Source organism: Nitratireductor sp. GZWM139, assembly GCF_030068685.1.
In the GTDB taxonomy this organism is placed as follows: domain Bacteria; phylum Pseudomonadota; class Alphaproteobacteria; order Rhizobiales; family Rhizobiaceae; genus Nitratireductor; species Nitratireductor aquimarinus.
In genome coordinates this window covers 253,521-278,387 of the sequence record NZ_JAMQML010000003.1, presented here as the reverse complement: position 1 = coordinate 278,387, position 24,867 = coordinate 253,521, and the positions used below count along the sequence as shown (strand labels likewise).

The following is a 24,867-nucleotide window of genomic DNA, read 5'->3' as shown; positions in this document are numbered from 1 at the left end:
CCCGTCTCCTTTTCGCAGTGATGATGAGCGTCACGCTGGCCCTCCCGGCCGGCGCGGCTTCGCGCATCAAGGACATCGCCGTCTTGCAGGCCGCGCGCGACAATCAGCTTGTCGGCTACGGTCTGGTTATCGGCCTTCAGGGCAGCGGCGACAGCCTGCGCAACTCGCCCTTCACCGAACAGTCCATGCGCGCCATGCTCGAAAATCTCGGCATCGCGTCCGAAGGCGTGCGCTCGCGCGCCAAGAACGTCGCCGCCGTCATCATCACGGCAAACCTGCCGCCCTTCGTTCAGTCGGGCGCACGCATCGACGTCAACGTCTCTTCGCTGGGCGACGCCACATCGCTTGCCGGCGGCACGCTGGTCATGACGCCGCTGCGCGCTGCCGATGGCGAGATCTACGCCGTGGCGCAGGGCTCCGTCATCGTTTCCGGCTTCAATGCGCAGGGCCAGGCCGAAACGCTGACCCAGGGCGTGCCCACATCCGGACGCGTGCCCAGCGGCGCAATCATCGAGCGCAAGGTCGAGGCCTCCATGTCCGACAGCGCAACGCTGGTGCTTCAACTGCGCAATGCCGATTTCTCGACCGCCGTGCGTGTTGCCGACGCCATCAACTCCTACACCGGCCCGCGTTTCGGCGCGCAACTCGCCAAGGAAGAAGACGCGCGCACCATCCGCATTCGCCGGCCTAAGGGCGTTTCCTACGCCCGTTTCTACGCCGAGATCGAAAACCTGATGGTCGAATCCGACGGACCGGCCCGCGTCGTGGTGGATGAGCGCAGCGGCACCGTGGTCATCGGCAATGATGTGCGCATCTCCCGCGTCGCCATCAGCCATGGCGCGCTCACCGTGCGCATCACAGAAACGCCGCGCGTGGTTCAGCCCGAACCCTTCTCGCGCGGGCAGACGGCTGTCGAGCCGTTCACCGAAATCGAAGCCACCCAGCCGGACGCCAGAGTGGCGGTGCTGGACGGCCCCAACCTGCAAACCCTCGTTTCCGGCCTCAACCGGCTGGGCGTGAAGCCCGATGGCATCATCGCCATCCTTCAGGGCATCAAGTCCGCCGGCGCGTTGCAGGCCGAACTCGTGCTGCAATAGGTGCGCCGCATGTCTCGCAGGAACCCATTGAAGAAATTCGCAACGGGCGCTTTTGCCGGCGTTCTCCTTGCCGCGCAACTTGCGCCGCTGCACGCGCTGGCAGCAGAAAATCCCGCCACCATGAAGCCCGCCGAAGTGGAACGCTTCTGCGCCAACATCGCCGATGCGGCGCGCGACCGCCGTTACGCCCTTCAGGCCATGGAGCTGGAAAAGCTCAAGGGCGAAGTGGACGAACGCATCGCGGCTCTTGAGCAGAAGCGGGCCGACTACGAAGGCTGGCTCCAGCGCCGCAACATCTTTCTGGCGCAGGCCGAGGCAGGCATTGTCGAGATCTATTCGTCCATGCGGCCCGACGCCGCCGCAGAACGACTGGCGGAAGTGCGCGTCGAACTCGCCGCCGCCATCCTGATGAAGCTCGAGCCACGCACGGCCGGCATCATCCTCAATGAAATGAACAGCAAGTCCGCAGCGACGCTGACGACCATCATCGCCAGCGCCGCGCGGCCGGAGGACCCGTCATGACGTTCCGGCCCCTACTGATTCTGCCGCTGGCGCTGGTCGCCGGCTGCTCGCAGTCGATGAAGGAAATCGGCAAGGAACCGGCCATGACCCAGGTCGGCGCGACCATCGACCCGGAAGTCATGGCCGCCTACAATTATCCAAAACGCCCGGCCCCGGCCCTCACCCGCTATTCGCTGTGGGACGACAAGCAGAGCCGGCTCTTCACCGATGCCCGCGCGCTCAATGTGGGCGACATCCTGACGGTCGAAATCTCGATCAACGACAAGGCGCGTTTCAAGAACGAGTCGGAGCGCTCCCGCGACGCCTCGCGCAGCCTTGGCCTGTCCGGCTCCTATTCGGTGGGCGGTGCCGGTTCTTCGGCAGCAGCCGAAGGCCAGATCGGCTCGGGCACCTCCACCACCGGCGGCGGCCAGACGGAGCGCTCGGAAAACATCCGCCTGCTCGTTGCAGCCGTCGTCACGCAGGTTCTCTCCAACGGCAATCTGCGCATCCGCGGCACGCAGGAAGTGCGCGTCAACGCGGAACTGCGCATCCTCACCATTGAGGGCATCGTGCGGCCGAGCGACATCAACCCGCAGAACATGATCTCTTACGAACGCATCGCCGAAGCGCGCATCTCCTATGGCGGGCGCGGACGGATCAGCGAGGTTCAGCAGCCGCCCTACGGCCAGCAGTTCCTCGATCAGGTGCTTCCCTTCTAACCCGCCGCTGGAGCCTCAACACGCATGGCGCTGCTCGAACAACAACCACCGGAAAGCAAGGGACCATCCCTCGTCGTCCAGCTGGCCATCCTGCTGGTCATGTCGGCGCTTGCCGGTGGCGCTGCCTGGTTCGCCGGCAGCTATCTGGAAAGCAGGACCGCCGTCGCGGAAAGCGGCACGGCGGAAAGTGAAGACGCCGCGCACGGCAATGCCGGCAGCGAACAGGCTGCCGTTCCCGGTCCCGTTGGCGTCTACACGATCGAGCCAATCACCACCAATCTCGCCGAGCCCAGCGAAATCTGGGTGCGCGCGGAAATGGCGCTGGTCTTCGAGGGCGAACCCGACCCGGTTATTGCCGAGGCCGTCCATCAGGATCTCTTTGCCTATTTGCGCACGATCAAGCTGCGCCAGGTGGAAACGGCCAGCGGCTTCCAGCATCTGCGCTCCGATCTGGAAGAACGCGCCAGAGTTCGCAGCGACGGCGCCGTCAAGCAGATCCTCTTCAGGGCGCTGTTGTTCGAATGAAACGTTTATTCCTGGCCCTTGCCGCCGTGCTTGCGCCCTCCGCAGCGGCAGCACAGTCCATCGATCTTGGCGCGCTGACCGGCGCGGACGGATCGACCATCGGCACGATCATCCAGCTTTTCGGCCTGTTGACGGTTCTCTCTGTCGCGCCCGGCATCCTGATCATGGTCACGAGCTTCACCCGCTTCGTGATCGCCTTCTCGATCCTGCGCGCCGGCATGGGCCTGCCGACCACACCGGCCAACCTGATCCTGATCAGCCTTTCGCTGTTCATGACCTTCTACGTGATGGCCCCCACATTCGACCGGGCCTGGGCGGACGGCATCCGGCCGTTGATGAACAACGAGATCAGCGAACAGGACGCGGTGCAGCGCATCACGGAGCCGTTCCGTGGCTTCATGGTCAACAATGTGCGCGAGAAGGATTTCGCCCTCTTTGCCGACCTCGCCGCAGAACGCGGCAATGCCGACATCGACGTCACGGTCGAAAGCGCCGATCTGCGCGTGCTGGTGCCTGCCTTCATGATCTCTGAAATCCGGCGCGGCTTCGAGATCGGCTTCCTGATCGTTCTGCCATTCCTGGTCATCGATCTGATCGTCGCAACCATCACCATGTCGATGGGCATGATGATGCTGCCACCGACCGTCGTATCGCTACCGTTCAAGATACTTTTCTTCGTCCTGATAGACGGGTGGAACCTGCTCGTGGGCAGCCTCGTCCGGTCATTTGTTTAGGGCTTTGATCCGGCAATGCGGGGCGGCGTGATCCGCCCTGCCTGAAAAGCCGACAAAAATTTTCCAGACTCTTCCAAATTAACTTTCCCGGTTATCCTTTTGGTAGGAAATCGCCGCCATAAATGCTCGTGCATGGCGGACAGATCCTGCAACGGGATCAAGGGCATGATGCCACTCCGTCAAACCGGTCAGCCCGGTATGTCCCTCGTTTATTTTGTATTTCAGGGGCGTTTATCCCATGTCTAGTCTTATGACCAATGCGTCGGCAATGACCGCGCTGCAGACCCTCAACACCATCTCCAAGAACATGGCCACCACCCAGTCCCGCATTTCGACGGGCCTGCGCGTTGGTGAAGCTGCCGACAACGCAGCTTACTGGTCGATCGCGACTTCGATGAAGTCCGACAACAAGGCCCTGTCCAGCGTTCAGGATGCTCTGGGTCTCGGAGCCGGTAAAGTCGACACGGCTTACACGGGCATCAACGAAGTCATCGACACCGTCGACAAGATCAAGCAGAAGCTTGTCACGGCACGCGGCGCTTCGCAGGAAGACCAGCAGAAGATCCAGGGCGAAATCAATTCGCTTCAGGAGCACATCACGTCGGTCGTCGGCAACTCCAACTATGCCGGCTCCAACATCATCCAGGACAACGCCGATGTTAACATCGTCGCTTCCTACAACCGCACCGGCACGACCGTCTCCATCGACGAAGTCACGCTGACGGGCGCCGAAGTTCTGGTGCTCGACACGGCCGGCACCGCCGGTACTGCAGCAAACGTCGTTGCAACCGCTCTGTTCGACGCTTCCGGCGGCCAGGTTGCCGACACGGCAGTCGACACGGCTCTTGGCACCGTCGAGACGGCTCTTGCCGCCCTCGCCGACCAGGCAGCAGAGCTCGGCGCAGCCAAGTCGCGCGTCGATCTGCAGAAAGACTTTGTTGGCAAACTCTCCGACGCCATCGAGCGCGGTGTTGGCCAGCTGGTCGATGCAGACATGAACGAAGAGTCGGCCCGTCTGTCGGCCCTGCAGGTTCAGCAGCAGCTGGGCATTCAGGCGCTGTCGATCGCCAACTCCAACTCGCAGAACATCCTTTCGCTGTTCCGCTAATGGATTGATCCCGGTGCTCAGGCACCGGCATCTTTCACAAGACCCGCGGGCCGTTCGCAAGAACGGCCCGTTTTTTATTGGCCTTATCCATAACAGTTAACCTGCGTTAACAGCCTGTTAACCATGTGTGCCTACCTATTGTTAACCATACCCGGCGTCATCGCATGGCGCTGATCGGGGGCGGCTGAACAAAGGGGTGATCACGTGGCCAGCATCATGACCAACACATCTGCAATGGTTGCATTGCAGAGCCTGAAAATGACCAACAAGTCCATGGACGTGGTTCAGGGCCGCATTTCCACCGGTTATCGCGTCGCCGAGGCAAGCGACAACGCCGCCTACTGGTCGATTGCAACGACCATGCGCTCCGACAACAAGGCGTTATCCGCCGTGCAGGACGCACTCGGTCTGGGCGCAGGCAAGGTCGACACCTCTTATACCGCCATGAACAACGTGCTGGAAGCCGTCGACGCCATCAAGTCGAAGCTGGTCACCGCACGCGGCGCAAGCGCCGAGAACCAGGGCAAGATCCAGGCCGAAATCAGCATCCTGCTTGACCACATCAAGAGCGCCGCCACGGGCGCAAGCTATGCCGGCACCAACATTCTGGCGACCGACGACACCGGCGATATGGAAGTGGTTTCCGCCTACAACCGCTCCTCCGCAGGCGCTGTCACCGTTGGCACCATCAAGATCGACATCGGCAGCGTCAAGCTGTTCGCTGCCGGCGGCGCCGCCGGCGGTCTGGCTGACGACATCATGCTGATCGACATCGTCGCCAACGGCACGGACGCCCAGATTGACGGTTATCTGACCGATATCGAAACCGCCCTGTCGGCAATGTCCAATGCCGCAGCCGATCTCGGCGCGGCGAAGACCCGTCTCGACCTGCAGAAAGACTTCGTCTCCAACCTGATGGATTCCATCGAGCGCGGCGTCGGACAGCTTGTCGATGCCGACATGAACGAGGAATCCACGCGCCTGCAGGCCCTTCAGGTTCAGCAGCAGCTTGGCATTCAGGCCCTGTCGATCGCCAACCAGAACGCCCAGAGCATTCTCGCGCTGTTCAAGTAAGACACCGCACCGCACATCCCGGTATTCTTTCCAGTGGGGCCGCGAAACGGCCCCATTTCATTTTCGCACAAGCTTCGGCGTCTACTCTCCCTTCAGAATTCGTATGGGAGCATTGGGCGTTGCCTGAGCAGATTCAGACCGTTGTCGCTAACCTGAAAAGCCTCGGCCCCCGCCGGCTCGCCCTTCTGGGCGGCATGCTGGCGCTGGTCATGGCCGTCGTTGTCGCGGGCGCGGCCTATCTCAACAAACCCGCCTACGAAACACTCTATGTCGGGCTCGACCGGTCCGACGTGAACCAGATCGGTCTGGTGCTTGGCGAAGCCGGTATCGGCTTCGACGTGGTCTCGGACGGAACCGCTGTTCTGGTTCCCGCCGGCAAGACCGCGCAGGCGCGCATGCTCCTCGCCGAAAAAGGCCTGCCGAGCAGCACCAATGCCGGTTACGAACTTTTTGACAATGTCGGCTCGCTTGGCCTGACCACCTTCATGCAGCAGGTCACGCGGGTGCGGGCCCTTGAAGGCGAAATCGCCCGCACCATCCAGTCCCTGACCGGCATCAAGGCCGCCCGCGTCCACATCGTCATGCAGGAGCGCGGCACGTTCCGCACCGAAGAGCGCCAGCCCTCCGCATCCGTCGTCATCCGCGCCTCCAGCCTCGACGCCACCAACGCCGCCTCCTCGATCCGCTATCTGGTGGCCGCTGCCGTGCCGGGGCTCGACGCGGAAAAGGTAACCATTCTCGATTCCACCGGCACGCTGCTCGCTTCCGGCGACGATCTGTCAAACAGCACCGCACAGCGCTCCATCGGCGTTGAACGCACCGTGGAAAACCAGATCGAACAGAACATCCGCCGCGCACTCTCTCCGTATCTCGGACCGGACAATTTCCGCGCCAGCGTGAAGGCCGACGTCAACACGGACGCGCGCCAGATCGAAGAAGTCATCTTCGATCCCGATTCCCGCGTCGAGCGCTCGGTTCAGGTGGTGCGCTCCAGCGACAGCGCCAACCGCGAAACCGCAATCCAGCCCACCTCCGTCGCCCAGAACCTGCCCGAAGACGAGGCCGCCGCAAGTGCCGGACCGAAATCGTCCGAGGAGAGCGAGCGCCGCGAGGAAACCACCAATTACGAGCTGAACACCAAGCGCATCGCCACCACCAGCAACGGCTACAGCGTCGACAAGATGTCCATCGCCGTCGTGGTCAATCAGGCACGCATCATGGACATTCTCGGGCCGAACGCGACCCCTGACCAGATCAATGCGCGCATCGCCGACATCCAGAAAGTCGTCGCTTCGGCCACCGGCTTCAACGAAACGCGCGGCGACGTGATCAACGTTTCCTCCGTCGAGTTCATCGATGGTCTGGATGGCGTACCGGTCGCCGAACCCGGCATCATCGACGCCGTCGGCCAGCACACCGGCACGCTCATCAATGCAGCCGCCTTCATTCTGGTCGCCTTCCTCGTCACCTGGTTCGGCCTGAAGCCGCTCGGCGCAAACCTGATGCGCCCGGCAATCGCGCAGGGGCCTGCCGATGAAGAGATGCAGCGTTCGCTGCCCAACCCGGAAGAAGAGCAGGCCCGCCTCACCGATGGCGGCTACTCCGAGACCGAGTTCGAGGAAGACGATACATATGGCACCCATCGCCTGAAAATCCGTCCCGCACCGCAGGAGCGTCTGGCCCGCATGGTCGACCTCAATGAGGAGCGCACCGCGCACATCCTGCGCAAGTGGGCGCGCGTTGAGGCGGAGGCGAGCTGATGCCCCCCGCCCTCTCGCTGTTCGACGTTCTGCCGGATTTCGGCGCGCCAACGCCGCCGCCTTCTCCCGGCGACCATGCGGCGGATCACGGTTTCAACCCGCTCTCCCAGCCGGACGAGCAGCCGGTGGCAGCGGCAGAGCCCGTCCGCCCGCTCCAGACCCAGACGGACGAACTCATCGCGGCCGCACAGATTGCACTGGCGGAGCGTCTTTCACGTGAACATGCCGAGGCCATGGAGCAGGAACGCCAGCGCCATGCCGACGAGATGGACGCACTGCGCGCCCAGCTTGGCGAGGCCGCCGGCCAGACCATCACCCAGCACTTCACCGTTCTGGAAAATCAGGTGGTCGAGCTCGCCACGCAGGCAACCGCGCGCATGCTTGGTTCGGTTCTCACCGAGGATCTGCAAAAACGCTCCATCACCGAACTGGAGCGGGTCGTGCGCAGCGCCATCGATGATCGTGAGGCCCTGCGCATTCGCGTCAGCGGCTCGCCGGCCCTCTGGGAGGCGCTGAAAGCCGGGCTCGGCGAAAAGGCCAGCCACGTGGATTTCGCCGAAGCGCCGGGCTTCGACATAAGCGTCACAATCGATGAAGAGCTGTTTGAAACGCGGCTCACCGAGTGGTCGGAAACACTGGCAGGATTGATCTCATGAGTTTGGCCGAGAACGAGGATCGGGCATCCGAGATCATTATCGTTCGCCGTGGCGGCGGCGGCGAGGACGAGGGCCATCATGGCGGTGCATGGAAGATCGCTTTTGCGGATTTCATGACCGCCATGATGTGCTTCTTCCTGGTCATGTGGCTCATCAACGCTACGGATGACGACACCAAGACCGCGCTTGCCAGCTATTTCAATCCCGTAAAGCTGATCGACCAGAGCACCAACAGCAAGGGTCTGGAAAGTCTGGACGGCGATCCGGCTGATCCCGCACCGGAGGATGTCGAGGTCGATGCGCCCGGCGCACCCTCGCAGGATCACGACCAGACCTCCGGCCCGATGAGCTTTGAAAGCGCCGTCGGCACCTCCGACACGCGCGAACTCTCCGACGAAAACCTTTTCTCCGATCCCTATGCCGTTCTGGCCGAGATCGCGTCGAACACCGACACCATGCAGAACGTGTCGACCAAGGGCGAAGGCGGCGCGCAGAATGCAGGCCCGTCATCGGGCGCGTCGGGTGGTGAATCCTACCGCGACCCGTTTGCGCCCGATTTCTGGTCGCAGCAGGTTGCCCGCCCCGGCATCGGCGTTCAGGGCGATCCCGACGATGTGCGCGAAAACGCAGCCGGCAGCGATGTCGATCTGCCCACGAATGGCAAGAATGCGCCTCCGACCGTCGCCCGCGAAGCGCCGAAGGAGGGCGACGGCAACGCCATCGCCCTGACGCCCGTTCCAGACGTCCAGCCCCTCAAGCCGGAAGAAAAGGCAGAGGCCGAACCGGTCGAGGCCGTGCCGCCCGTCGCGCAACAGGCAGACGCGACCGCCGAGGCTGAAACCGCTGCCCCTGAGGAAACGCCAGGCGAGCGCGGCCAGAAGCTCGCCGACCAGATCCGCGAGCAGCTTGCTCAGCAGTTTTCCGGCAGTCCCCTCGAAGGCTCCATCTCCGTTGTCGCCACCGATGAAGGTGTGCTCGTCTCCATCACCGACGATCTGGAAAACGGCATGTTCCCGGTCGGCTCCGCCGTGCCGCAACGCGATCTCGTGCTCGCCATGGACAAGATCGGCCAGACCCTCTCCGATCAGTCGGGCAATGTCAGCGTGCGCGGCCACACGGATGGGCGTCCCTTCCGCAGCGAGACCTATGACAACTGGCGTCTTTCCAGCGCCCGCGCACAGGCAGCCTATTACATGCTGGTTCGCGGCGGTCTCGACGAGCAGCGCATCGAACAGGTCGCCGGCTTTGCCGACCGCAAGCTGAAAGTGCCCGAAGACCCCTATGCGGCCGCCAATCGCCGCATCGAAATCCTGCTGGAAGTGCCGCAATGAGAGTGATTGCGAAACTGGCCGCTGTCCTGGTGGCGGGCATGTTTCTCGACAACAGCGCCCAGGCAGCGGCCATGCAGCCCTATCAGATGGTGCGTTCGCTCCAGCGCGTGCAGGACCGCATCGCCGATGGCGATCACGCAGCACTCCCCATGCAGCAGAAGCTTCTGGGCATCATCGACGGCCGCATGAGAAACGCCACGCCTGAGGATTTCGAAGACGAGCGAAACCTCCAGGCGCTGCTTATCTACGGTCTGAGCGGCGGCAATCCGAAGACGCTCGAACTGCTTTTCTCCAGGCTCACGCTTGAGGGCAAGAAGGCCGAACTCGGTCAGGCCATCGTGCACTACGCGCTTGGCGATTATGCCTCGGCCCGCGCCACATTGCAGACGCTCGATCCAAAAACGCTGCCGCCGGAAGTCGGCCCGTCGGTCGCGCTTGTCAGCGCAACGGTCACGGCGCGTGACAATCCCCTGTTCGCCGTGAAGATGCTGGATCAGGCGAGGCTGTTAAGCCCCGGCACGCTCATCGAGGAAGCAGCCCTGCGCCGCAGCATTCCGCTGGCCGCAGCACTCAACGATACCGAACGCCTCTCGCGCGCGTCCGAGCAATATGTCCGGCGCTATCTGCGCTCGCCCTATGCGACCCAGTTCGTCGACACGTTCGTGGCCGCCGTGGTGGAGCTGCACGACACGGTGGACCCGACCATGGTCGATGAAATCACCGCACAGATGTCCGACGAGCAGGCGCGCATCGTCTATCTGCGCCTCGCCCGCAAGAGCGCCATCGAGGGCTACGACCGGCTTCTCTCCTTCGCCGCCATGAAGGCCATGTCCTACAGCCAGACGACTGAGGGTGAGAGCGATCCCCGCGCCATTCTATACGCCAACATGGCGTCGGTTACCTCCGACAATGTGGACGAGGTGCTCGCCGCGCTGAATGGTCTGGATGCAGAACGTCTCTCCGCCCCCGACCGTGAATTGCTAGACGCGGCCAAAACCATCGCCAAGGCGGTTCTCGATGAGCCCCGCCACACCTCGGCCGTGTCCGAAGAGCCGGCACCCACGCCAGCACCTGCCGCCGTGCCCGTCGTCACACCTGCCGCGGCGCCCGTCGCCGTACAACCGGAGCCGCAGAACGACCCGCTTCTGCCGGATATCATTCCCGACGCCGATCTCATCCCGGACCTCGTGGAGACGCAGCCGGAGAGCGCGCCGCAGGAGCCTGTGGAGGCCGCATTCCCGGGCGACCCGATCAACGAAGCCGCCGACGCTTACATGCTGGAAATGCGCAGCAAGCTCGATGACATCGACGCGCTGCTTGAGAAGGAAACCGGTCAATGAACGCTGCCATCAGTCGCGGACTGCCCGCTGCCGCACAGGCACTCGATTCAGCACCGAACAAGCGCGCCAATGGCGCTGCTGACGAAGCCGGGTTTGAAGAAGCCATGCAGGAAAGCGCGGCCAAGAAAACCAAATCCGCGCCCGGTGAGGAAACGCAGGGCGAAGACAGCGCATGGCGTCCCATCCGCTGGACCCTGCCCCACCAGATGGACACGCAGAAAACCGAGACTGCAGAGGGCGACGCCAGTGCGGCCGACCCTGCCCTTACTGACCCTGCCCTTACCGACCCTGCCCTTCCGGCCAATCCGGCTCAGGCGACCGAAACGCCTGCCGCGCCGCCGGCAGCCGCCACACCAGCCAAAGCAGACCATGCCGCCATCCCGGCGAATGCCGATGCAGAAACCACCGGGGAGCAGGCGAACACCGCCGGCAAAAGCGGAACGACCCCGGCACAGCCCGAACTGCCGGCACCCGAACTGCCGGCAAATACCGCAGCAGCAGCACAGACGGCAGGCGCTTCGCAGCCCGCGCCACAGGCAGGCGACCGTGCGCGCGAGCGCTACGCTCCTGCATCCGCATTAAACCAGCCCGCCCGCGCCCTGCCGGAAGCGGCCAGCGCAACCGCAAAGGCCCATGCAGCACTTGGCGAAAAGGCCGTTTCCCGGACGCCGGAAGAACAGCCGGTCCAGACCGGCAGAGGCGAAAACCAGACGCGCGGCGGCGGCGAGACGCTGTTGCGCGATGGCCCGCAGCAACAGCAGCAGCCCCAGCCCGAAATCCGCGTTGTCTCGATCCAGCGCGCACCTGCACCGGCAGCGAGCAGCGAACAGGCTGCAGCCACCCAGCGCGCCGCAGCCGGTGAAGCCGCACATCTGCAAACCACGCAGCAGGGTGAAGCCGGCCGCATGGTCCAGACCCTGAAGATCCAGCTTCAGCCGGCAGAGCTTGGCCTTGTCACGGCGCGCCTGCGCATTGTCGCCGATCAGCTCACCGTCGACCTGCAGGTGGAGAACGCGGAAGCCCGCCATCGCCTCAGCACCGATAGCGAGAGCATCGTCAAGGCGCTGCGCTCGCTCGGCTATGACATCGACCGCGTGACCGTCCAGCAATCCGCACCCGGAGGCCAGAGCAACACTGCCACCGGCGGCAACACGCGCGATGGCAGTTTCCAGTCGATGAACGGTCAAAACGATGGCGACCTTTCGCGCGGAGGCAATGGCGAACGCTCCTCACGCGAACAATCGGGCCGTGACGGACGGCAGACGCAGGATGGCGGCGATGCGGCGAATAACGGCCTTTATATTTAGCCTCGCAACTCTCACCGCAGGCGCTCAGGCCGCGACCAATGCCTGCGAAAGCGAAATCCTGCGCGCCGCCGAACGCTACCATGTTCCGCCTGGCATTCTTTACGCCGTCGGCCTCACCGAGACCGGCGTGAAAGGAAGCCTCCAGCCCCACGCACTCAACATCGAAGGCAAGGCCGTGTTCGCCCGTAGCACCAGTGAGGCGATCCGCACCTTCGAGAAGGCGCGCAGGGAAGGCAGAAAGCTGATCGATCTGGGCTGCATGCAGATCAACCACCACTACCATGGCGATCAATTCAGGAATCTGAACGCCATGCTCGACCCCCGCCAGAATGTCGATTACGCCGCCCGTTTTCTGGTTCAGCTGAAGAAGCGTCACGGTTCCTGGTCAATGGCGGTGGCCCGCTATCATGCCGGGCCGAATAACGATCCGGCACAGAAACGCTATGTCTGCCGCGTCATCACAAACATGGTCGCGACCGGCTTCGGAGCGTGGACGCCAGAGGCACGCAGTTTCTGCAACCCATAATTGAATCTACTGAACAGCGATACCGGAAGCCGGACCGCTCTCCGGACTCCCCATTATTGACTCCTGAGAATTCATAGTTGTGCGCGATTCGCCCGACCAGTTACCACTTGACACATTAGTTGATTCGGAGGGCGGGCCGGTGATTGTGGTGATAGACGAGCGTGAGCTGGTGACGGAAGGTTACCACTCACTTTTCAATCGAGAAGGGGTGGCGAGCGCGGGTTTCGCGCCGCAGGAATTCGGCGAATGGGTCGAAACCGTTGCAGATGATGAGTTGAAGGCCGTCAGCGCCTTTCTTCTCGGTCAGTGCGACGAAGGCGACATCCGCGCCCAGCGCATCCGCGAACGTTCGGCAGCACCGCTGATCGCGCTCAGCGAGCGCAATTCGCTCGATGACACGCTGCGCATGTTCGAATGGGGCGTCGATGATGTCGTGCGCAAGCCCGTTCACATCCGCGAAATCCTGGCGCGCATCACGGCCATTCGCCGCCGCGCCCAGCAGGATACGGCAACCTTCACCGAAATCGGCGCCATGCGCATCTATTTCGACGGGCGCGACCCGGAAGTGTCCGGCGAGCCTCTTCCCCTGCCGCGCCGCGAGCGCCGCATTCTGGAATATCTGGCCGGCAACCCGACGCGCCGCGTGACCAAGACCCAGATCTTCAACGCCATCTACGGCATTTTCGACGAAGACGTCGAAGAGAACGTCGTGGAAAGCCACATCAGCAAGCTGCGCAAGAAACTGCGCCAGAAGCTCGGCTTCGATCCCATCGATTCCAAGCGGTACCTCGGTTACAGGCTGGCGGACGGATAATCCGCCAGTTTTCTTCCTCAAAACGCGCCACCACCAGTTTCACGCAAGTCACATCCCCTACCGTGATTGCAATCGGCGTAGACTACGAGGAGACTTCCGATGGGCCTTTACGGCATGATGCGTACCGGCGTTTCCGGCATGGCGGCACAATCCAACCGGTTGTCCACCGTTGCCGACAACATCGCCAATTCCAGCACCAATGGGTACAAGCGCGCGAAGGCTGAATTCTCCTCGCTCGTCCTGCCATCGTCCGGCGGGTCCTACAATTCGGGCGGCGTCACCACGTCGATCCGCTACGAGATTTCCAAGTCCGGTCCGCTTCAGTACACGACGTCGGGCACCGACCTCGCCATTGAGGGCGGCGGCTTCTTCGTCGTTCAGGGCACCAACGGACAGCCCTTCCTGACCCGCGCCGGCTCCTTCGTTCCAAATGCCCAGGGCGAACTGGTCAACGCCGCCGGTTACAAGCTCATGGGCTACAGCTACGCCAACGGCACGCCCGCAGTCACCGCAAACGGCTATGCCGGCCTTGAAGCAGTCACCATCGCCCAGTCGGAACTCGTCGCAACGCCCTCGCGCAACGGCAAGCTCGCAGCCAACCTGCCGGCAAGCTCGACTGCGGTTGCAGCAGCCGATCTCCCCTCCGCCAACGCCGCGACGGCGCAGTACACCCACAAGAGCTCGCTGGTCGCCTATGACAATCTCGGCGGCAAGCAGCTGCTCGACGTCTACATGACCAAGACCGGCCCCGACACCTGGGAGATGACGGTCTACGACCGGGCGGATGCAGCGCCCAACACGTCGTTCCCCTACGCCAATCCGCCGCTTGCAACGACAACGCTCACCTTCGACCCGACAAACGGCAAGCTGGCCGGCGGCAGCCCGACCGACATTTCGCTGACGGTGCCCGGCGGCGATGCGTTGACCATCGACCTGTCCGACATGACCCAGCTCGACACCGGTTTCTCGGTGACCGGCGAAGTCGACGGCAGCGCGCCCTACGCCATCGACAGCGTGGAGATCGCCGAGGACGGCACCATCTTCGCGCAGTATGCCGACGGCTCCATGCGCGCCCTCTACCGCATCCCGCTCGCCAATGTGCAGAGCCCCGACCAGCTCAACGTGATCACCGGCAACGTGTTCTCCGAAAGCGCGGATTCGGGCGGCGTACAGCTCGGCTTCTCCGGTTCGGGCAATCTCGGCAAGGTCGTCGCCGGCGCGGTCGAAAGCTCCAATGTCGACATCGCCCAGGAGCTTACCGACATGATCGAGGCGCAGCGCAACTACACCGCCAACTCCAAGTCGTTCCAGACCGGCTCGGAGCTGATGGAACTGCTGGTCAACCTGAAGCGATAAGCGTCGATTTCTGGAACGGGGAAGTGGAAGAATATAAATGTCACTGACATCCGCACTTAGCATCGCACAGACCGCGCTCTTCAACACCTCGCGCCGGACTTCCGTCGTCTCACGCAACGTTTCAGAAGCCAGCAACCCCGATTACGCACATCGCAGCGCGCTGTTGACCAGCATGGTCCCCGGCGCGCGCATCGCCCAGATCCGGCGGGCAGCCGACGAGGTCCTGTTCCGGCAGAACCTCTTTGCCATCTCCGCATGGCAGGGGCAGAAAGCCATGTCCGGCGGGCTCGACACGATGCGCCTGACGGTCAATGGCGTCGACGACGCCAATGCGCCGGCCACCGCCATCAGCAAATTGCAGGAGGCGATGCAGCTCTACGCGGCAACGCCTTCCAACGCCACGCTCGCCGAAAGCGCGGTACAGGCCGCGCATCAGGTCGTGCGCTCGCTCAATGACGGCGCCAATGGCGTCCAGACATTCCGCGCCGACGCCGACCGCGACATCGTCACCGCGGTCGACGACCTCAATTACCTTCTGGGCGAGTTCGAAACGGTCAACACCGAGATCGTCAACGGCACCCGCGCGGGCCGCGACATCTCCGACGCGCTGGACCGCCGCGACGCGCTCCTGAAGAAAATCTCCGAGTATGTGGCGATTTCCACCACCACGCGTGCGGCCAACGACATGGTCATCGTCACCGCAGACGGCGCGACGATGTTCGAGACGGTCCCGCGTCCCGTCACCTTCACACCGAACACGGCCTATGGCCCCGGCACGACCGGCAATGCGGTCTATGTGGACGGTGTTCCGCTGGTGCCGGGCAGCGGCGGCAACACCGACGCCAAGGGCTCAATCGCGGCAGCCCTGCAGTTGCGCGACCAGACCGCCCTTCAGATGCAGCGCCAGCTCGACGAAGTCGCGCGCGGCCTCATCACCGCCTTCGCCGAAACCGATCCGAGCGGCATACAGCCGGACATGGCCGGTCTCTTCAACTGGGCAGGCGGCCCCGGCATTCCGCCGGCTGGCACACTGATCGACGGCCTGGCGGGCGCAATCCGCGTCAATGCCGCCTTCGACAAGAATGCCGGCGGCGACCCGTCGCTCCTGCGCGACGGCGGCGCGAATGGCGCGGTCTATCTGCACAACACCACGGGTGCTGCATCCTATTCGGATCTGCTCCTCAGCTATTCCCAGCGGCTTGACGAGCCGATGACCTTCGACCCGCTGGCCGGGCTCGATACGACCCGCAGCGTCACGGCCTTCTCGTTCGATTCCGTGAGCTGGCTGGAAGCCACCCGCAAGCAGGCGGCGAGCGGAGCTGAAGGCAAACAGGCGCTCGCCGTGCGCTCGGCGACGGCCTTATCCAATGCAACCGGCGTCAATGTCGACAACGAGATGGCGCTGCTGCTGGACCTGGAAAACGCCTATGAAGCGTCCGCACGTCTCATCTCGGTGATCGACGAAATGCTCAAAACCCTGATGCAGGCCACCCGGTAGAGAGAGAGCACATGAAAACCTCCTTCATCTCATCGCTCGCCATGTCGCAGACGCTGCGCTATCAGACGATGCGCATGCAGTCGGAGCTGGCCGAGAGCCTGAAGGAGTCGCAGACCGGCCGTCACTCCGATGTGGGCATAGCCCTTGGCGCGCATGCCGGCCGCAATCTCTCCATGGACCGCAACATCGACCGGCTGAAAGGCCTGATCGACGCAAACGCGCTCGCCGCCAACCGGCTTTCGGCAACGCAGAACGCCATGTCGCAGATCGGCGACATGGGCCAGAGCCTTCTCGCCTCGCTGACCGCAGCAAAATCCGACATCGATCAGGTCGCCGTTTCGCAGGCCGAGGCGGAGCGTGTTCTCAAAACGCTGACCGGCGTGCTCAACACCAATCTGAACGGCGAATATCTGTTCGCGGGCATCAACACCGATGTGAAGCCCCTGACCGATTTCCACGATGCAGGCTCGCCGGCAAAGACCACCTTCGACGCCGCCTTCATGGCCAAGTTCGGCTTCACGCGCGACGATCCGGCAGCCGCCACTATCAGCGCGGCCGACATGGACGACTTCATCACCAATTATGTGGAGCCGCAGTTCACCGGCGCGGGCTGGGAAACCAACTGGTCCAGCGCATCGAACCAGAAGATCACGAGCCGCATCGCCATGAACGAGACGGCCGAGACCTCGCTGACAGCCAATGAGAACGGCATCCGCAAGCTCGCCATGGCAGCCGCCACCATCTCCGACCTCCTCAACGGACCGCTTGGCGAAGAAGCCCGCAACGTTCTCTACGAAAGATCGCTCACCATGGTCGGCGAGGCCATTGCCGACATCGCCAACGCGCAGGCGCATGCCGGCGTCGTGGAGAACCGCGTGTCAGACGCCAGCGCGCGGGTTTCCGCGCAGGTGGATCTCTTCAAGACACTCATCAAGGACAGCGAGGGCATCGACCCTTATGAAGCCGCGACACGGGTCAACGACCTGCGCGCGCAGCTTGACGCATCCTATGCACTGACCGCCCGCCTGCAGCAGCTCAGCCTGCTCAACTATCTGCGTTAACCGACAGCCGGAACCAAACGAACGGGAAGCACATGTACCAGTTTTCCTACAGCGAAGTTCAGACAGACTCGCTTGCCGACGCCCGGGACAGGGAGGAGCAGGTTCTGAGCCGATCGATCGAGCTTCTTCAGAGGGCGCGCGAGAAGGGCCTGAACTCGCAGGAGGCTGTCGAGGCCATTCACTTCATGATGCGCGTCTGGACCGCCTTCATCGACGATCTCGGCAGCCCGGACAACGAACTGCCCAATGAGTTGAGAGCCAATCTCATCTCCATCGGCTTATGGCTTCTGCGCGAAGGTGAAGAAGTCCGTCAGGGGCGTTCCCAGAACCTGGACGGCCTCATAGAGGTGTCGCAGATCATTCGCGACGGCATCCAGCAATGAGCACACTGAAAATATCCCTGAAGGCGAATGAGAAGATCTACGTCAACGGCGCGGTCATCAAGACCGACCGCAAGGTGACGCTCGAATTCCTGAACAATGTCCAGTTCCTGCTCGAGAACCACGTTCTGCAGGCAGAGGATGCGCGCACGCCGCTGCGCCAGATCTATTTCACGGTGCAGATCATGCTGATCACGCCGGAAAACGCCGATGATGCGCGCCGGCTCTTCAATCAGCTTCTGCCGCGCCTGCTCGACAGCTTCACCAATGAACGCATTCGCGCCGGCCTCAAGCATGTCGAGGAACTCGTTTCCAACGGGCAGGTCTATGACGCCCTGAAGGAAATCCGCGCGCTCTATCCAATCGAAGACGAGATCATCGCACAGCCTGCCGCGCCCACCGGGGACAACAGGCTGGCTGCAATGGCAGGGGAGTAAGTCATGAACGTCGAAGCGACTTCGGGCGCACAGCAGGCCCAGAAGGCCGGCGCCGCCCGGCAGGCCAACGCGCCGCAGACCGTCGACTACCAGTCGTTTCTGCGCCTTCTCGTGGCCGAGATGAAAAACCAGGATCCCACGAGCCCGATGGAGTCCACCGACTACGTGGCCCAGCTCGCCAGCTTCTCGCAGGTGGAGCAGTCGGTGCAGGCCAATGCCAAGCTCGACCAGATCCTTCAGGCCTCGGCGCTGGCGCAGGCCGGCAGCCTGGTCGGCCGCGAAGTCACCTCCGCCGATGGCGAGATCACCGGAACGGTTGCCGAAGTGCGCCTCTACAGCGATGGCGTGATGGCCGTGCTGGAAAGCGGCGACAAGATCCCCGTCGGCCCCGGCGTTGTGATACGCTAGGCCATGAACGAAGCCGACGCCCTCGATATCGTCCAGTATGCGATCTGGACCGTTCTGGTGGCATCCAGCCCCGCGGTCATCGTCGCCATGGTGGTCGGCGTCGGCATTGCGCTTGTGCAGGCCCTGACACAAGTGCAGGAAATCACCCTCACCTTCGTGCCCAAGATCGTTGCGATCCTCGTTGCGGTGGCGTTTTCGGCACCTTTCGTCGCCTCGCAGATCTCCGGCTTCAGCAACGTCATCTTCCAGCGCATCGAGGGCGGGTTCTAGACCCAGCCTTAATTACAGCCGGCAATCCTCCCACGCTCCTCTTTCGCGCAAGCTTGAGACGCTAGCTTCGGCGCAAAGGCGTGCGAACGCCTTCCATCGAGTGGGAAGACCGGCATGGCGTTAAGCGAAGCAATCACAGGCGCAGAGACCCGAAAGCACGGCCGCGACATCGGCTTCGCAATCGGCGTCGTCATCATTCTGGCGGTGCTCTTCCTGCCCATCCCGCCATTCCTGATCGACGTCGGCCTGGCATTCTCCATCGCTCTTTCGGTTCTCATCCTCATGGTGGCGCTGTGGATCCAGCGGCCGCTGGACTTCTCGTCCTTCCCCACGATCCTGCTCATCGCAACCATGCTGCGCCTGTCGCTCAACATCGCGACAACCCGCGTCATCCTGTCGGAGGGCCACGAGGGCGCGAATGCCGCCGGCTATGTCATCGGCGGCTTCTCACGCATGGTGATGAGCGGCGATTTCGTGATCGGCCTCATCGTCTTCATGATCCTTGTCGTGGTGAACTTCGTCGTCATCACCAAGGGCTCGACCCGTATCGCAGAGGTGGGCGCACGCTTCACGCTGGACGCCATTCCCGGCAAGCAGATGTCCATCGACGCCGACCTCTCCGCCGGCACCATCGACGACAAGGAAGCCCAGCGCCGACGCGCCGAACTCGAAGAGGAAAGCTCCTTCTTCGGCGCCATGGACGGTGCATCGAAATTCGTGCGCGGCGACGCCATTGCCGGTCTCATCATCACCGCCATCAACATCGTCGGCGGCATCGCCATCGGCTATGCGCGCCACGACATGAGCATCGGCGAGGCAGCCGATGTCTTCACCAAGCTTTCGGTGGGTGACGGTCTCGTCTCGCAGATCCCGGCGCTGATCGTTTCGCTCGCCGCCGGCCTGCTCGTTTCCAAGGGCGGTACGCGCGGCTCTGCCGATCAGGCCGTGTTCGGCCAGCTCAGCGCCTATCCCCGCGCGCTGTTCGTCGCCGCCATGCTGCTCACCGTTCTCGGTCTGGTGCCCGGCCTGCCGTTCCTTCCCTTCATCACGCTTGCCGTCATCATGGCCGCCATCGGCTACACGCTGCCGCGCCGCGCGCGTCAGCGTCAGGAAAGCGCCGACGAGGCCCAGCGTCAGGAGCAGCTCTCGCAGGAAGAGGAAGAGCGCAACTCCGTCAAATCCTCGCTCAAGACCGCGGAGATCGAACTTCTCATCGGCAAGCAGCTCTCCACGCGGCTTCTCGCCTCGCATCAGGAGCTCGCCTACCGCATGGGCAAGATGCGCAAGAAATTCGCTGCGCAGTACGGCTTCGTGGTCCCCGAAGTGCGCCTGACGGATGATTATACGATCCCGCCAAAGAGCTACCGCATCAAGATCCACGGCACCGTGGTGACCGAATATCAGATGCGTGTGGGCGAGTTGCTCGTGCTGGTCGGCAACAATCGGATGCCGGACATGCCCGGCGAAGAGGTCAAGGAACCCGCCTTCGGCATGCGCGCCTTCTCCGTGCCGGAGATGTTCGCCGACGATCTGAAGCGCGAGCGCTATGCGTTCGCCGACAACATGTCGGTGTTACTCACCCATCTGAGCGAAGTGATCCGCAACAACCTGCCGCAGCTTCTTTCCTACAAGGACATGAAGGCGCTGATCGAGCGGCTTGATCCGGAATACCGGAAGCTCGCCGACGAGATCTGCTCTTCGCACATCACCTATCCGGGTCTGCAGGCAGTGCTGAAACTGCTCCTTGCCGAGCGCGTCTCGATCCGCAACCTGCACCTCATCATCGAGGCCATTGCCGAAATCGCCCCCCATATCCGCCGCACCGAGCAGATCGTCGAGCATGTGCGCATCCGCATGGCGCAGCAGATCTGTGGCGATCTGACGGAAGGCAACACGCTCAAGGTGCTGCGGCTCGGCGGCCGCTGGGATCTGGCCTTCCACCAGGCGCTCAAGCGCGACGCCAAGGGCGAGATCCGCGAATTCGACATCGACCCGCGCCAGCTCGAAGAGTTCGGCCAGGATGCGAGCAAGGCAATCCGCAAGCATCTGGACGCCGGCGAGCGCTTCGTTCTCGTCACCGCGCCGGAAGCCCGCCCCTATGTGCGCATGATCACCGAACGCCTGTTCCCCACCCTGCCGGTGCTCAGCCATGTGGAAATGGCCAAGGGCGTCGAGCTCAGCGTTCTGGGCTCCATCTCCTGATGCGGCGTCCGCCCCTTCCTTCATGCAGACCCGGCATCCACCGCCGGGTCATTCCTGCCACGGGCTGACGCGATGCTTGAAACGCCGCTCCTTGCAGCCTTTCTGGCGTTCTGCCGCATCGGCGGCTGTTTCCTGTTCATGCCGGGCCTTTCCAGCGTGCGCGTTCCCATGCAGGTGCGGCTGTTCGTGGCCGTTGCCGCCACGCTTGCCATGCTCGCGCATCTGTGGGACCTCATCACGCCGCATGTGTCGAGTGAGCCCGGACCACTTTTCCTGCTCATCGCTTCGGAACTCGCCATCGGCGCGCTGATCGGGCTCATCGCCCGGCTTTATGTCCTGTCGCTACAGTTCATCGGCACATCCATGGCGATGTTTGCCGGTTTCGGCATGGCTGCCGGCGGCACCGCAATCGAAGAAGCCGAACCGCAGCCGCCGCTTACCGCGCTCATCTCGCTGTCGGCGCTGATGCTGCTTTTCGTTCTGGACTTCCACCACGAGATCATCCGCGCGCTCGTCGTGTCCTATCAGCTCGCGCCGATCGAAAGCCTGTTCGATCCGCAATCGGCCCTGACCGACATCACCGACACGCTCTCCGACGCCTTCTACGTGATGATCCGGCTTGGCAGCCCGTTTCTCGCCTACGCCATTCTGGTCAATCTGGGCATCGGCTTCATCAACAAGCTCACGCCGCAGATCCCGATCTACTTCATCTCCCTGCCCTTCGTGATCGCGGGCGGCCTGATCCTGCTTTATTTCGCCATTCCCTCGCTGCTCGGCCTGTTTGCCGAGGGCTTCTTCCCGATTTTCGAGGGGCGCTAGCCATGGCGACGCCAAGACAAAAACGCCTCCAGAAACTGGTTCTCGTGATGCAGCGCCTAAAGGATTACCATCAGGCCCAGCACGCGACCCATCTGGCGCAAGCGATTGCCGCCGAGGAAGAAGCAAAGGCCATCACCGACACGCTCGACACCGGCACGGACATGACCAACCTCTTCCCGGAACTCTATCATCGCCGGGTGGCCAGTGCGATGGAGCGCAGGCAGGCCAGCGCCGCACGCGCCCGACAAGAGGTCGGCAACATCATGCAGGCGGATGCCCGCGGAAACGCGCTGGCGCGCGCCTATCGCGAAGCCACCGATCTCGAAGAGCGCAGCGCCGCCGACAAGGAACGTCTCGAATTCATCGAGCGCCGCAGGTCAAACGAGGCTTAAGCCTCCCACAAGCTTGATCTGGGAATATGCCGGTTACAGACACGAGCGATGGAGGACGCCTTGGCGATATCGCCTCCCGGCGACATTGTTTTGAATGTGGCGCGCGCCGCAGATCCGGCCAAAGCCGCCGCCGCGAAGGAGCGGTTGCAGGCAAAGTCGGGCGCGACGGCCAGCTTCCAGGCAGTGTTCGACGCAAGACCCGTCGGCGCAACCAGAACCGACGCCAGCGCACCTTCCGATGTGGAGAAGAAGTTCGAGGCCATGGTGCTTCAGAACTTCATGCAGTCGCTCCTGCCGGAAGAGACCTCCTCCGTTTACGGCGAGGGGCTGGCCGGCGAAATGTGGCGCTCCATGCTCGCGCAACAGCTTAGCGAGTCCCTCGCCGAGCAGGGCGGGCTGGGCATCGCGCGCAATGTGCTGCGCGACTACACGGTCGAAAACGAAGAACGGGTTCCAGTGGGCGCTGTCTCGCAGACACCCGAGCAGGAAGAGGCAGGCAGGCGGGCTCTCATGTCCACCGCCATGGTCGAGGAAATCGAACGGCATGCAGCAAGGACACTCGGGGTAAACCCAGCCGCTGCCGCACGTGACGAAAAAGAGAGCTGAAGCTCAGAAACGGAACGAACCCATGTATGATATGACCTCCGCAGCCAATTCCGAGAAAGCCGCCCTGGCCATGAACCAGCATGGAGGCGCGAGCGCCTTGGCAATCATGCGCCGCATCGAGGAAACCATCGACGCCGAGACGGACGCGATCCGCAACAATCCCGGCTTCGACATCAAAGCGTCCAATGCGCGCAAGAGCCGTCATCTCTACGAACTCACCCGCGCCCTGAAAGGCGCAAATGAAGCAGGCCTCGCCAACGCGCACCGCGATGCGCTGGAGCGCCTGCGCGACAAGCTCGCCGTCAATGAAGAGACCATTCGCGCCCATATGAGCGCCGTCAACGATGTGGCCGACCTCCTGCAGGAAGCCATCGAACGCGCCCAGACCGACGGCACCTATTCCGAACGCGAATTCGGGCAGGCCTCACCCGCATGATCAAGTTCGTCCTTGCAGCCCTGTGGATCTGCGCCGTCACGGTGGGAACGATGCTTTATTCGTTCCAGTTCTCACAGGCCAAGAACAGCGCCGAGCCGCCGCCCGCCTTCTTCGGCGGCCTCGACTATGTGAGCACCGACGTGATCTCGGTGCCGGTCGTGAAGAACGGCGCGGTGGATGGCTATTTCCTCGCGCGCCTGTCCTATTCGGTGGATTCCAAGAAGATCAAGGCGCTCAGCATTCCCATGGACGCCATGCTGGTGGACGAGATCTACTCCCATCTCTACGCCAACCCCACCATCGATTACGCAAGCGAAGACGGTTTTAACGTAAACGCCTTCCGCGACGGGCTGATCGAGAGCATCAATGCCCGGGTCGGCGACGAACTCGTCCATGAAGTGTTTATCGAGCAGGCCGACTATCTGTCGAAAGCGGAAATCCGCAATCAGGGAGCACGGAGCCGGCTCGGTCCGGATTCCGAGAGCAGCGCTCCGGCATCAAAAACCGATCACTAGGGGCACGACTGACACTGTCGTCCTGCTCCTGAAACACCTTCTGCGAGCCAAAGATCCCAGGCCCTGAAAATCGCCATGGTTTTCAGGGCTTTTTGCTTGTCTGAGATCAGGCAAAGCCGATGGATCGCTGCCAAAATCTTCAAGACTCAGCGCGCCGAAAATAGAGATTATAATTTTAAAACTTGAAATATTATAAAGAATAAAAGCTATCGCAGGACGGCCATTTTTTGCGAAATTAGCCTAATTCGTGAACTTTTGTTTCCGAACGCCTCATTCCTGTCCAAAATCGATTTGTTTAATGCAGATATAAAGCGTTGCCTTATACAGCGAACCTATGCAAACGGTCTTTTGCTACTGCGATTATCCCGGTCATTTTTCGTCCGGGGTGCAGAGCGCTGTTTCGTTGCCGCCCTTCGCGCGGGCCGAAAGAGTATATTTTGGAGATTTATAGTGACGATGACGCACACCACGGTCGATATTTCGCCGCCGACCACGGATAAGGAATATATCGAAGCTTTTGACACCGACACCAACGGTACGTGTTTACCGCCCCTGGCAACGGCCATCGGATACAAGCTGCGTCGTGCGCAGCTTGCAGTCTTCCAGGATTTTCAGAAGTCGTTCGCTTCGGTGAAGTTGCGTCCAACCGAGTTTGCGGTGCTTTCCCTGATCGCCGCAAACCCCGGCCAGAAGCAGACCGAAGTTGCAGAACAGCTCGGCATCAAGCGCGCCAATTTCGTCGCATTGATGGACTGTCTGGAAAACCGTGGCCTTGCCGAACGCCGGAAGGGCGACATAGACCGCCGCTCCCACTCTCTGCACCTCACCGAGAAGGGCGCGGATTTCATCACCGAAATCTCGAAGCTCTGGGCACAGCATGAGAAACGGATCATCGACAAACTGGGCGGAGAGGACAACCGCAACGCCCTCATAGCACTGCTCGACCGCCTGCTGGCCCCCAAGAAAAGAACCCCGCTACCGCGCCGGTGAAC

General features: G+C 62.5%; 28 protein-coding genes. All 28 read left to right on the top strand.

Annotated elements, in window-relative coordinates:
* The first annotated feature begins 20 nt into the window (after window positions 1–20).
* Complete coding sequence (locus NDI72_RS05410) at window positions 21–1,097, top strand: flagellar basal body P-ring protein FlgI (RefSeq protein WP_244974854.1); 1,077 nt, start codon at window positions 21–23, stop codon at window positions 1,095–1,097.
* Between the two features lie 9 nt (window positions 1,098–1,106).
* Window positions 1,107–1,619 carry a MotE family protein gene (locus NDI72_RS05405; RefSeq protein WP_206544145.1) on the top strand — a complete coding sequence of 171 codons (513 nt, stop codon included), beginning with the start codon at window positions 1,107–1,109 and terminating at the stop codon, window positions 1,617–1,619.
* A complete protein-coding gene (flgH, locus tag NDI72_RS05400; protein ID WP_113152875.1) occupies window positions 1,616–2,320 on the top strand; it encodes a flagellar basal body L-ring protein FlgH in 705 nt (234 codons plus the stop codon). Before NDI72_RS05405 ends, flgH begins: the two co-directional genes overlap by 4 nt.
* A gap of 24 nt (window positions 2,321–2,344) precedes the next feature.
* A complete protein-coding gene (locus NDI72_RS05395) occupies window positions 2,345–2,845 on the top strand; it encodes a flagellar basal body-associated FliL family protein (RefSeq protein ID WP_283799873.1) in 501 nt (166 codons plus the stop codon).
* Window positions 2,842–3,579 (top strand): flagellar type III secretion system pore protein FliP, encoded by a 738-nt coding sequence (gene fliP / locus NDI72_RS05390; RefSeq protein WP_283799872.1) that lies wholly within the window; start codon window positions 2,842–2,844, stop codon window positions 3,577–3,579. Before NDI72_RS05395 ends, fliP begins: the two co-directional genes overlap by 4 nt.
* 238 nt (window positions 3,580–3,817) lie before the next feature.
* Window positions 3,818–4,687, top strand: coding sequence for a flagellin N-terminal helical domain-containing protein (locus NDI72_RS05385; RefSeq protein ID WP_283799871.1), 870 nt, complete (start codon window positions 3,818–3,820; stop codon window positions 4,685–4,687).
* 204 nt (window positions 4,688–4,891) lie between these two features.
* Window positions 4,892–5,761, top strand: coding sequence for a flagellin N-terminal helical domain-containing protein (locus NDI72_RS05380; protein ID WP_206544147.1), 870 nt, complete (start codon window positions 4,892–4,894; stop codon window positions 5,759–5,761).
* A gap of 119 nt (window positions 5,762–5,880) precedes the next feature.
* The gene (fliF, locus tag NDI72_RS05375) at window positions 5,881–7,521 is read left to right on the top strand and encodes a flagellar basal-body MS-ring/collar protein FliF (RefSeq protein ID WP_113152880.1); all 1,641 of its coding nucleotides are present in this window, start codon (window positions 5,881–5,883) and stop codon (window positions 7,519–7,521) included.
* Complete coding sequence (locus NDI72_RS05370) at window positions 7,521–8,177, top strand: FliH/SctL family protein (RefSeq protein ID WP_283799870.1); 657 nt, start codon at window positions 7,521–7,523, stop codon at window positions 8,175–8,177. Before fliF ends, NDI72_RS05370 begins: the two co-directional genes overlap by 1 nt.
* Window positions 8,174–9,508 (top strand): MotB family protein, encoded by a 1,335-nt coding sequence (locus NDI72_RS05365; RefSeq protein ID WP_283799869.1) that lies wholly within the window; start codon window positions 8,174–8,176, stop codon window positions 9,506–9,508. The genes NDI72_RS05370 and NDI72_RS05365 overlap by 4 nt, the downstream gene beginning before the upstream one ends.
* Complete coding sequence (locus NDI72_RS05360) at window positions 9,505–10,848, top strand: MotC family chemotaxis protein (protein ID WP_283799868.1); 1,344 nt, start codon at window positions 9,505–9,507, stop codon at window positions 10,846–10,848. Before NDI72_RS05365 ends, NDI72_RS05360 begins: the two co-directional genes overlap by 4 nt.
* Window positions 10,845–12,155, top strand: a complete 1,311-nt coding sequence (fliK, locus tag NDI72_RS05355) for a flagellar hook-length control protein FliK (protein ID WP_283799867.1) — start codon at window positions 10,845–10,847, stop codon at window positions 12,153–12,155. The genes NDI72_RS05360 and fliK overlap by 4 nt, the downstream gene beginning before the upstream one ends.
* Complete coding sequence (locus NDI72_RS05350) at window positions 12,127–12,681, top strand: lytic transglycosylase domain-containing protein (RefSeq protein ID WP_283799866.1); 555 nt, start codon at window positions 12,127–12,129, stop codon at window positions 12,679–12,681. The genes fliK and NDI72_RS05350 overlap by 29 nt, the downstream gene beginning before the upstream one ends.
* Before the next feature lie 139 nt (window positions 12,682–12,820).
* Complete coding sequence (locus tag NDI72_RS05345; protein ID WP_113152886.1) at window positions 12,821–13,495, top strand: response regulator transcription factor; 675 nt, start codon at window positions 12,821–12,823, stop codon at window positions 13,493–13,495.
* Between the two features lie 99 nt (window positions 13,496–13,594).
* Window positions 13,595–14,851: a flagellar hook protein FlgE gene (locus NDI72_RS05340; RefSeq protein ID WP_206544152.1), complete on the top strand. Its 1,257-nt coding sequence runs from the start codon at window positions 13,595–13,597 to the stop codon at window positions 14,849–14,851.
* 37 nt (window positions 14,852–14,888) lie between these two features.
* Complete coding sequence (gene flgK / locus NDI72_RS05335; RefSeq protein ID WP_206544153.1) at window positions 14,889–16,349, top strand: flagellar hook-associated protein FlgK; 1,461 nt, start codon at window positions 14,889–14,891, stop codon at window positions 16,347–16,349.
* 11 nt (window positions 16,350–16,360) lie between these two features.
* Entirely contained in the window at window positions 16,361–17,410 is a 1,050-nt protein-coding gene (locus NDI72_RS05330) for a flagellar hook-associated family protein (protein WP_206544154.1), read from the top strand.
* 32 nt (window positions 17,411–17,442) lie between these two features.
* Window positions 17,443–17,793: a flagellar biosynthesis regulator FlaF gene (gene flaF / locus NDI72_RS05325; RefSeq protein WP_113152890.1), complete on the top strand. Its 351-nt coding sequence runs from the start codon at window positions 17,443–17,445 to the stop codon at window positions 17,791–17,793.
* A complete protein-coding gene (flbT, locus tag NDI72_RS05320) occupies window positions 17,790–18,227 on the top strand; it encodes a flagellar biosynthesis repressor FlbT (protein ID WP_283799865.1) in 438 nt (145 codons plus the stop codon). The genes flaF and flbT overlap by 4 nt, the downstream gene beginning before the upstream one ends.
* 3 nt (window positions 18,228–18,230) lie before the next feature.
* Window positions 18,231–18,635, top strand: a complete 405-nt coding sequence (flgD, locus tag NDI72_RS05315; protein WP_206544156.1) for a flagellar hook assembly protein FlgD — start codon at window positions 18,231–18,233, stop codon at window positions 18,633–18,635.
* A gap of 3 nt (window positions 18,636–18,638) precedes the next feature.
* Window positions 18,639–18,905, top strand: a complete 267-nt coding sequence (gene fliQ, locus NDI72_RS05310; RefSeq protein WP_007008607.1) for a flagellar biosynthesis protein FliQ — start codon at window positions 18,639–18,641, stop codon at window positions 18,903–18,905.
* A gap of 114 nt (window positions 18,906–19,019) precedes the next feature.
* Window positions 19,020–21,107, top strand: coding sequence for a flagellar biosynthesis protein FlhA (gene flhA / locus NDI72_RS05305; protein ID WP_113152893.1), 2,088 nt, complete (start codon window positions 19,020–19,022; stop codon window positions 21,105–21,107).
* 72 nt (window positions 21,108–21,179) lie between these two features.
* Complete coding sequence (gene fliR / locus NDI72_RS05300; RefSeq protein ID WP_113152894.1) at window positions 21,180–21,926, top strand: flagellar biosynthetic protein FliR; 747 nt, start codon at window positions 21,180–21,182, stop codon at window positions 21,924–21,926.
* A 2-nt stretch (window positions 21,927–21,928) separates the two neighbouring features.
* Complete coding sequence (locus NDI72_RS05295; protein WP_113152895.1) at window positions 21,929–22,318, top strand: hypothetical protein; 390 nt, start codon at window positions 21,929–21,931, stop codon at window positions 22,316–22,318.
* 60 nt (window positions 22,319–22,378) lie between these two features.
* Window positions 22,379–22,924, top strand: coding sequence for a rod-binding protein (locus NDI72_RS05290; RefSeq protein ID WP_222473995.1), 546 nt, complete (start codon window positions 22,379–22,381; stop codon window positions 22,922–22,924).
* Window positions 22,925–22,946: 22 nt separating this feature from the next.
* A complete protein-coding gene (locus NDI72_RS05285; RefSeq protein WP_204360837.1) occupies window positions 22,947–23,360 on the top strand; it encodes a hypothetical protein in 414 nt (137 codons plus the stop codon).
* Complete coding sequence (locus NDI72_RS05280) at window positions 23,357–23,875, top strand: hypothetical protein (protein WP_206544157.1); 519 nt, start codon at window positions 23,357–23,359, stop codon at window positions 23,873–23,875. Before NDI72_RS05285 ends, NDI72_RS05280 begins: the two co-directional genes overlap by 4 nt.
* Before the next feature lie 456 nt (window positions 23,876–24,331).
* Window positions 24,332–24,865, top strand: a complete 534-nt coding sequence (locus NDI72_RS05275; protein ID WP_113152898.1) for a MarR family winged helix-turn-helix transcriptional regulator — start codon at window positions 24,332–24,334, stop codon at window positions 24,863–24,865.
* Window positions 24,866–24,867 lie beyond the last annotated feature (2 nt).

What these genes read in the sequence shown, in the direction of transcription:
- NDI72_RS05280 (WP_206544157.1), top strand. Translation starts at nt 23,357, where the DNA reads ATGATCAAGTTCGTCCTTGCAGCCCTGTGGATCTGCGCCGTCACGGTG.
- NDI72_RS05395 (WP_283799873.1), top strand. Translation starts at nt 2,345, where the DNA reads ATGGCGCTGCTCGAACAACAACCACCGGAAAGCAAGGGACCATCCCTC.
- fliR (WP_113152894.1), top strand. Translation starts at nt 21,180, where the DNA reads ATGCTTGAAACGCCGCTCCTTGCAGCCTTTCTGGCGTTCTGCCGCATC.
- NDI72_RS05405 (WP_206544145.1), top strand. Translation starts at nt 1,107, where the DNA reads ATGTCTCGCAGGAACCCATTGAAGAAATTCGCAACGGGCGCTTTTGCC.
- NDI72_RS05385 (WP_283799871.1), top strand. Translation starts at nt 3,818, where the DNA reads ATGTCTAGTCTTATGACCAATGCGTCGGCAATGACCGCGCTGCAGACC.
- NDI72_RS05350 (WP_283799866.1), top strand. Translation starts at nt 12,127, where the DNA reads ATGCGGCGAATAACGGCCTTTATATTTAGCCTCGCAACTCTCACCGCA.
- NDI72_RS05370 (WP_283799870.1), top strand. Translation starts at nt 7,521, where the DNA reads ATGCCCCCCGCCCTCTCGCTGTTCGACGTTCTGCCGGATTTCGGCGCG.
- flhA (WP_113152893.1), top strand. Translation starts at nt 19,020, where the DNA reads ATGGCGTTAAGCGAAGCAATCACAGGCGCAGAGACCCGAAAGCACGGC.
- NDI72_RS05275 (WP_113152898.1), top strand. Translation starts at nt 24,332, where the DNA reads ATGACGCACACCACGGTCGATATTTCGCCGCCGACCACGGATAAGGAA.
- flgK (WP_206544153.1), top strand. Translation starts at nt 14,889, where the DNA reads ATGTCACTGACATCCGCACTTAGCATCGCACAGACCGCGCTCTTCAAC.
- flgD (WP_206544156.1), top strand. Translation starts at nt 18,231, where the DNA reads ATGAACGTCGAAGCGACTTCGGGCGCACAGCAGGCCCAGAAGGCCGGC.
- NDI72_RS05365 (WP_283799869.1), top strand. Translation starts at nt 8,174, where the DNA reads ATGAGTTTGGCCGAGAACGAGGATCGGGCATCCGAGATCATTATCGTT.
- NDI72_RS05295 (WP_113152895.1), top strand. Translation starts at nt 21,929, where the DNA reads ATGGCGACGCCAAGACAAAAACGCCTCCAGAAACTGGTTCTCGTGATG.
- NDI72_RS05340 (WP_206544152.1), top strand. Translation starts at nt 13,595, where the DNA reads ATGGGCCTTTACGGCATGATGCGTACCGGCGTTTCCGGCATGGCGGCA.
- NDI72_RS05410 (WP_244974854.1), top strand. Translation starts at nt 21, where the DNA reads ATGATGAGCGTCACGCTGGCCCTCCCGGCCGGCGCGGCTTCGCGCATC.
- NDI72_RS05285 (WP_204360837.1), top strand. Translation starts at nt 22,947, where the DNA reads ATGTATGATATGACCTCCGCAGCCAATTCCGAGAAAGCCGCCCTGGCC.
- fliP (WP_283799872.1), top strand. Translation starts at nt 2,842, where the DNA reads ATGAAACGTTTATTCCTGGCCCTTGCCGCCGTGCTTGCGCCCTCCGCA.
- flaF (WP_113152890.1), top strand. Translation starts at nt 17,443, where the DNA reads ATGTACCAGTTTTCCTACAGCGAAGTTCAGACAGACTCGCTTGCCGAC.
- NDI72_RS05360 (WP_283799868.1), top strand. Translation starts at nt 9,505, where the DNA reads ATGAGAGTGATTGCGAAACTGGCCGCTGTCCTGGTGGCGGGCATGTTT.
- flgH (WP_113152875.1), top strand. Translation starts at nt 1,616, where the DNA reads ATGACGTTCCGGCCCCTACTGATTCTGCCGCTGGCGCTGGTCGCCGGC.
- fliK (WP_283799867.1), top strand. Translation starts at nt 10,845, where the DNA reads ATGAACGCTGCCATCAGTCGCGGACTGCCCGCTGCCGCACAGGCACTC.
- NDI72_RS05330 (WP_206544154.1), top strand. Translation starts at nt 16,361, where the DNA reads ATGAAAACCTCCTTCATCTCATCGCTCGCCATGTCGCAGACGCTGCGC.
- flbT (WP_283799865.1), top strand. Translation starts at nt 17,790, where the DNA reads ATGAGCACACTGAAAATATCCCTGAAGGCGAATGAGAAGATCTACGTC.
- fliQ (WP_007008607.1), top strand. Translation starts at nt 18,639, where the DNA reads ATGAACGAAGCCGACGCCCTCGATATCGTCCAGTATGCGATCTGGACC.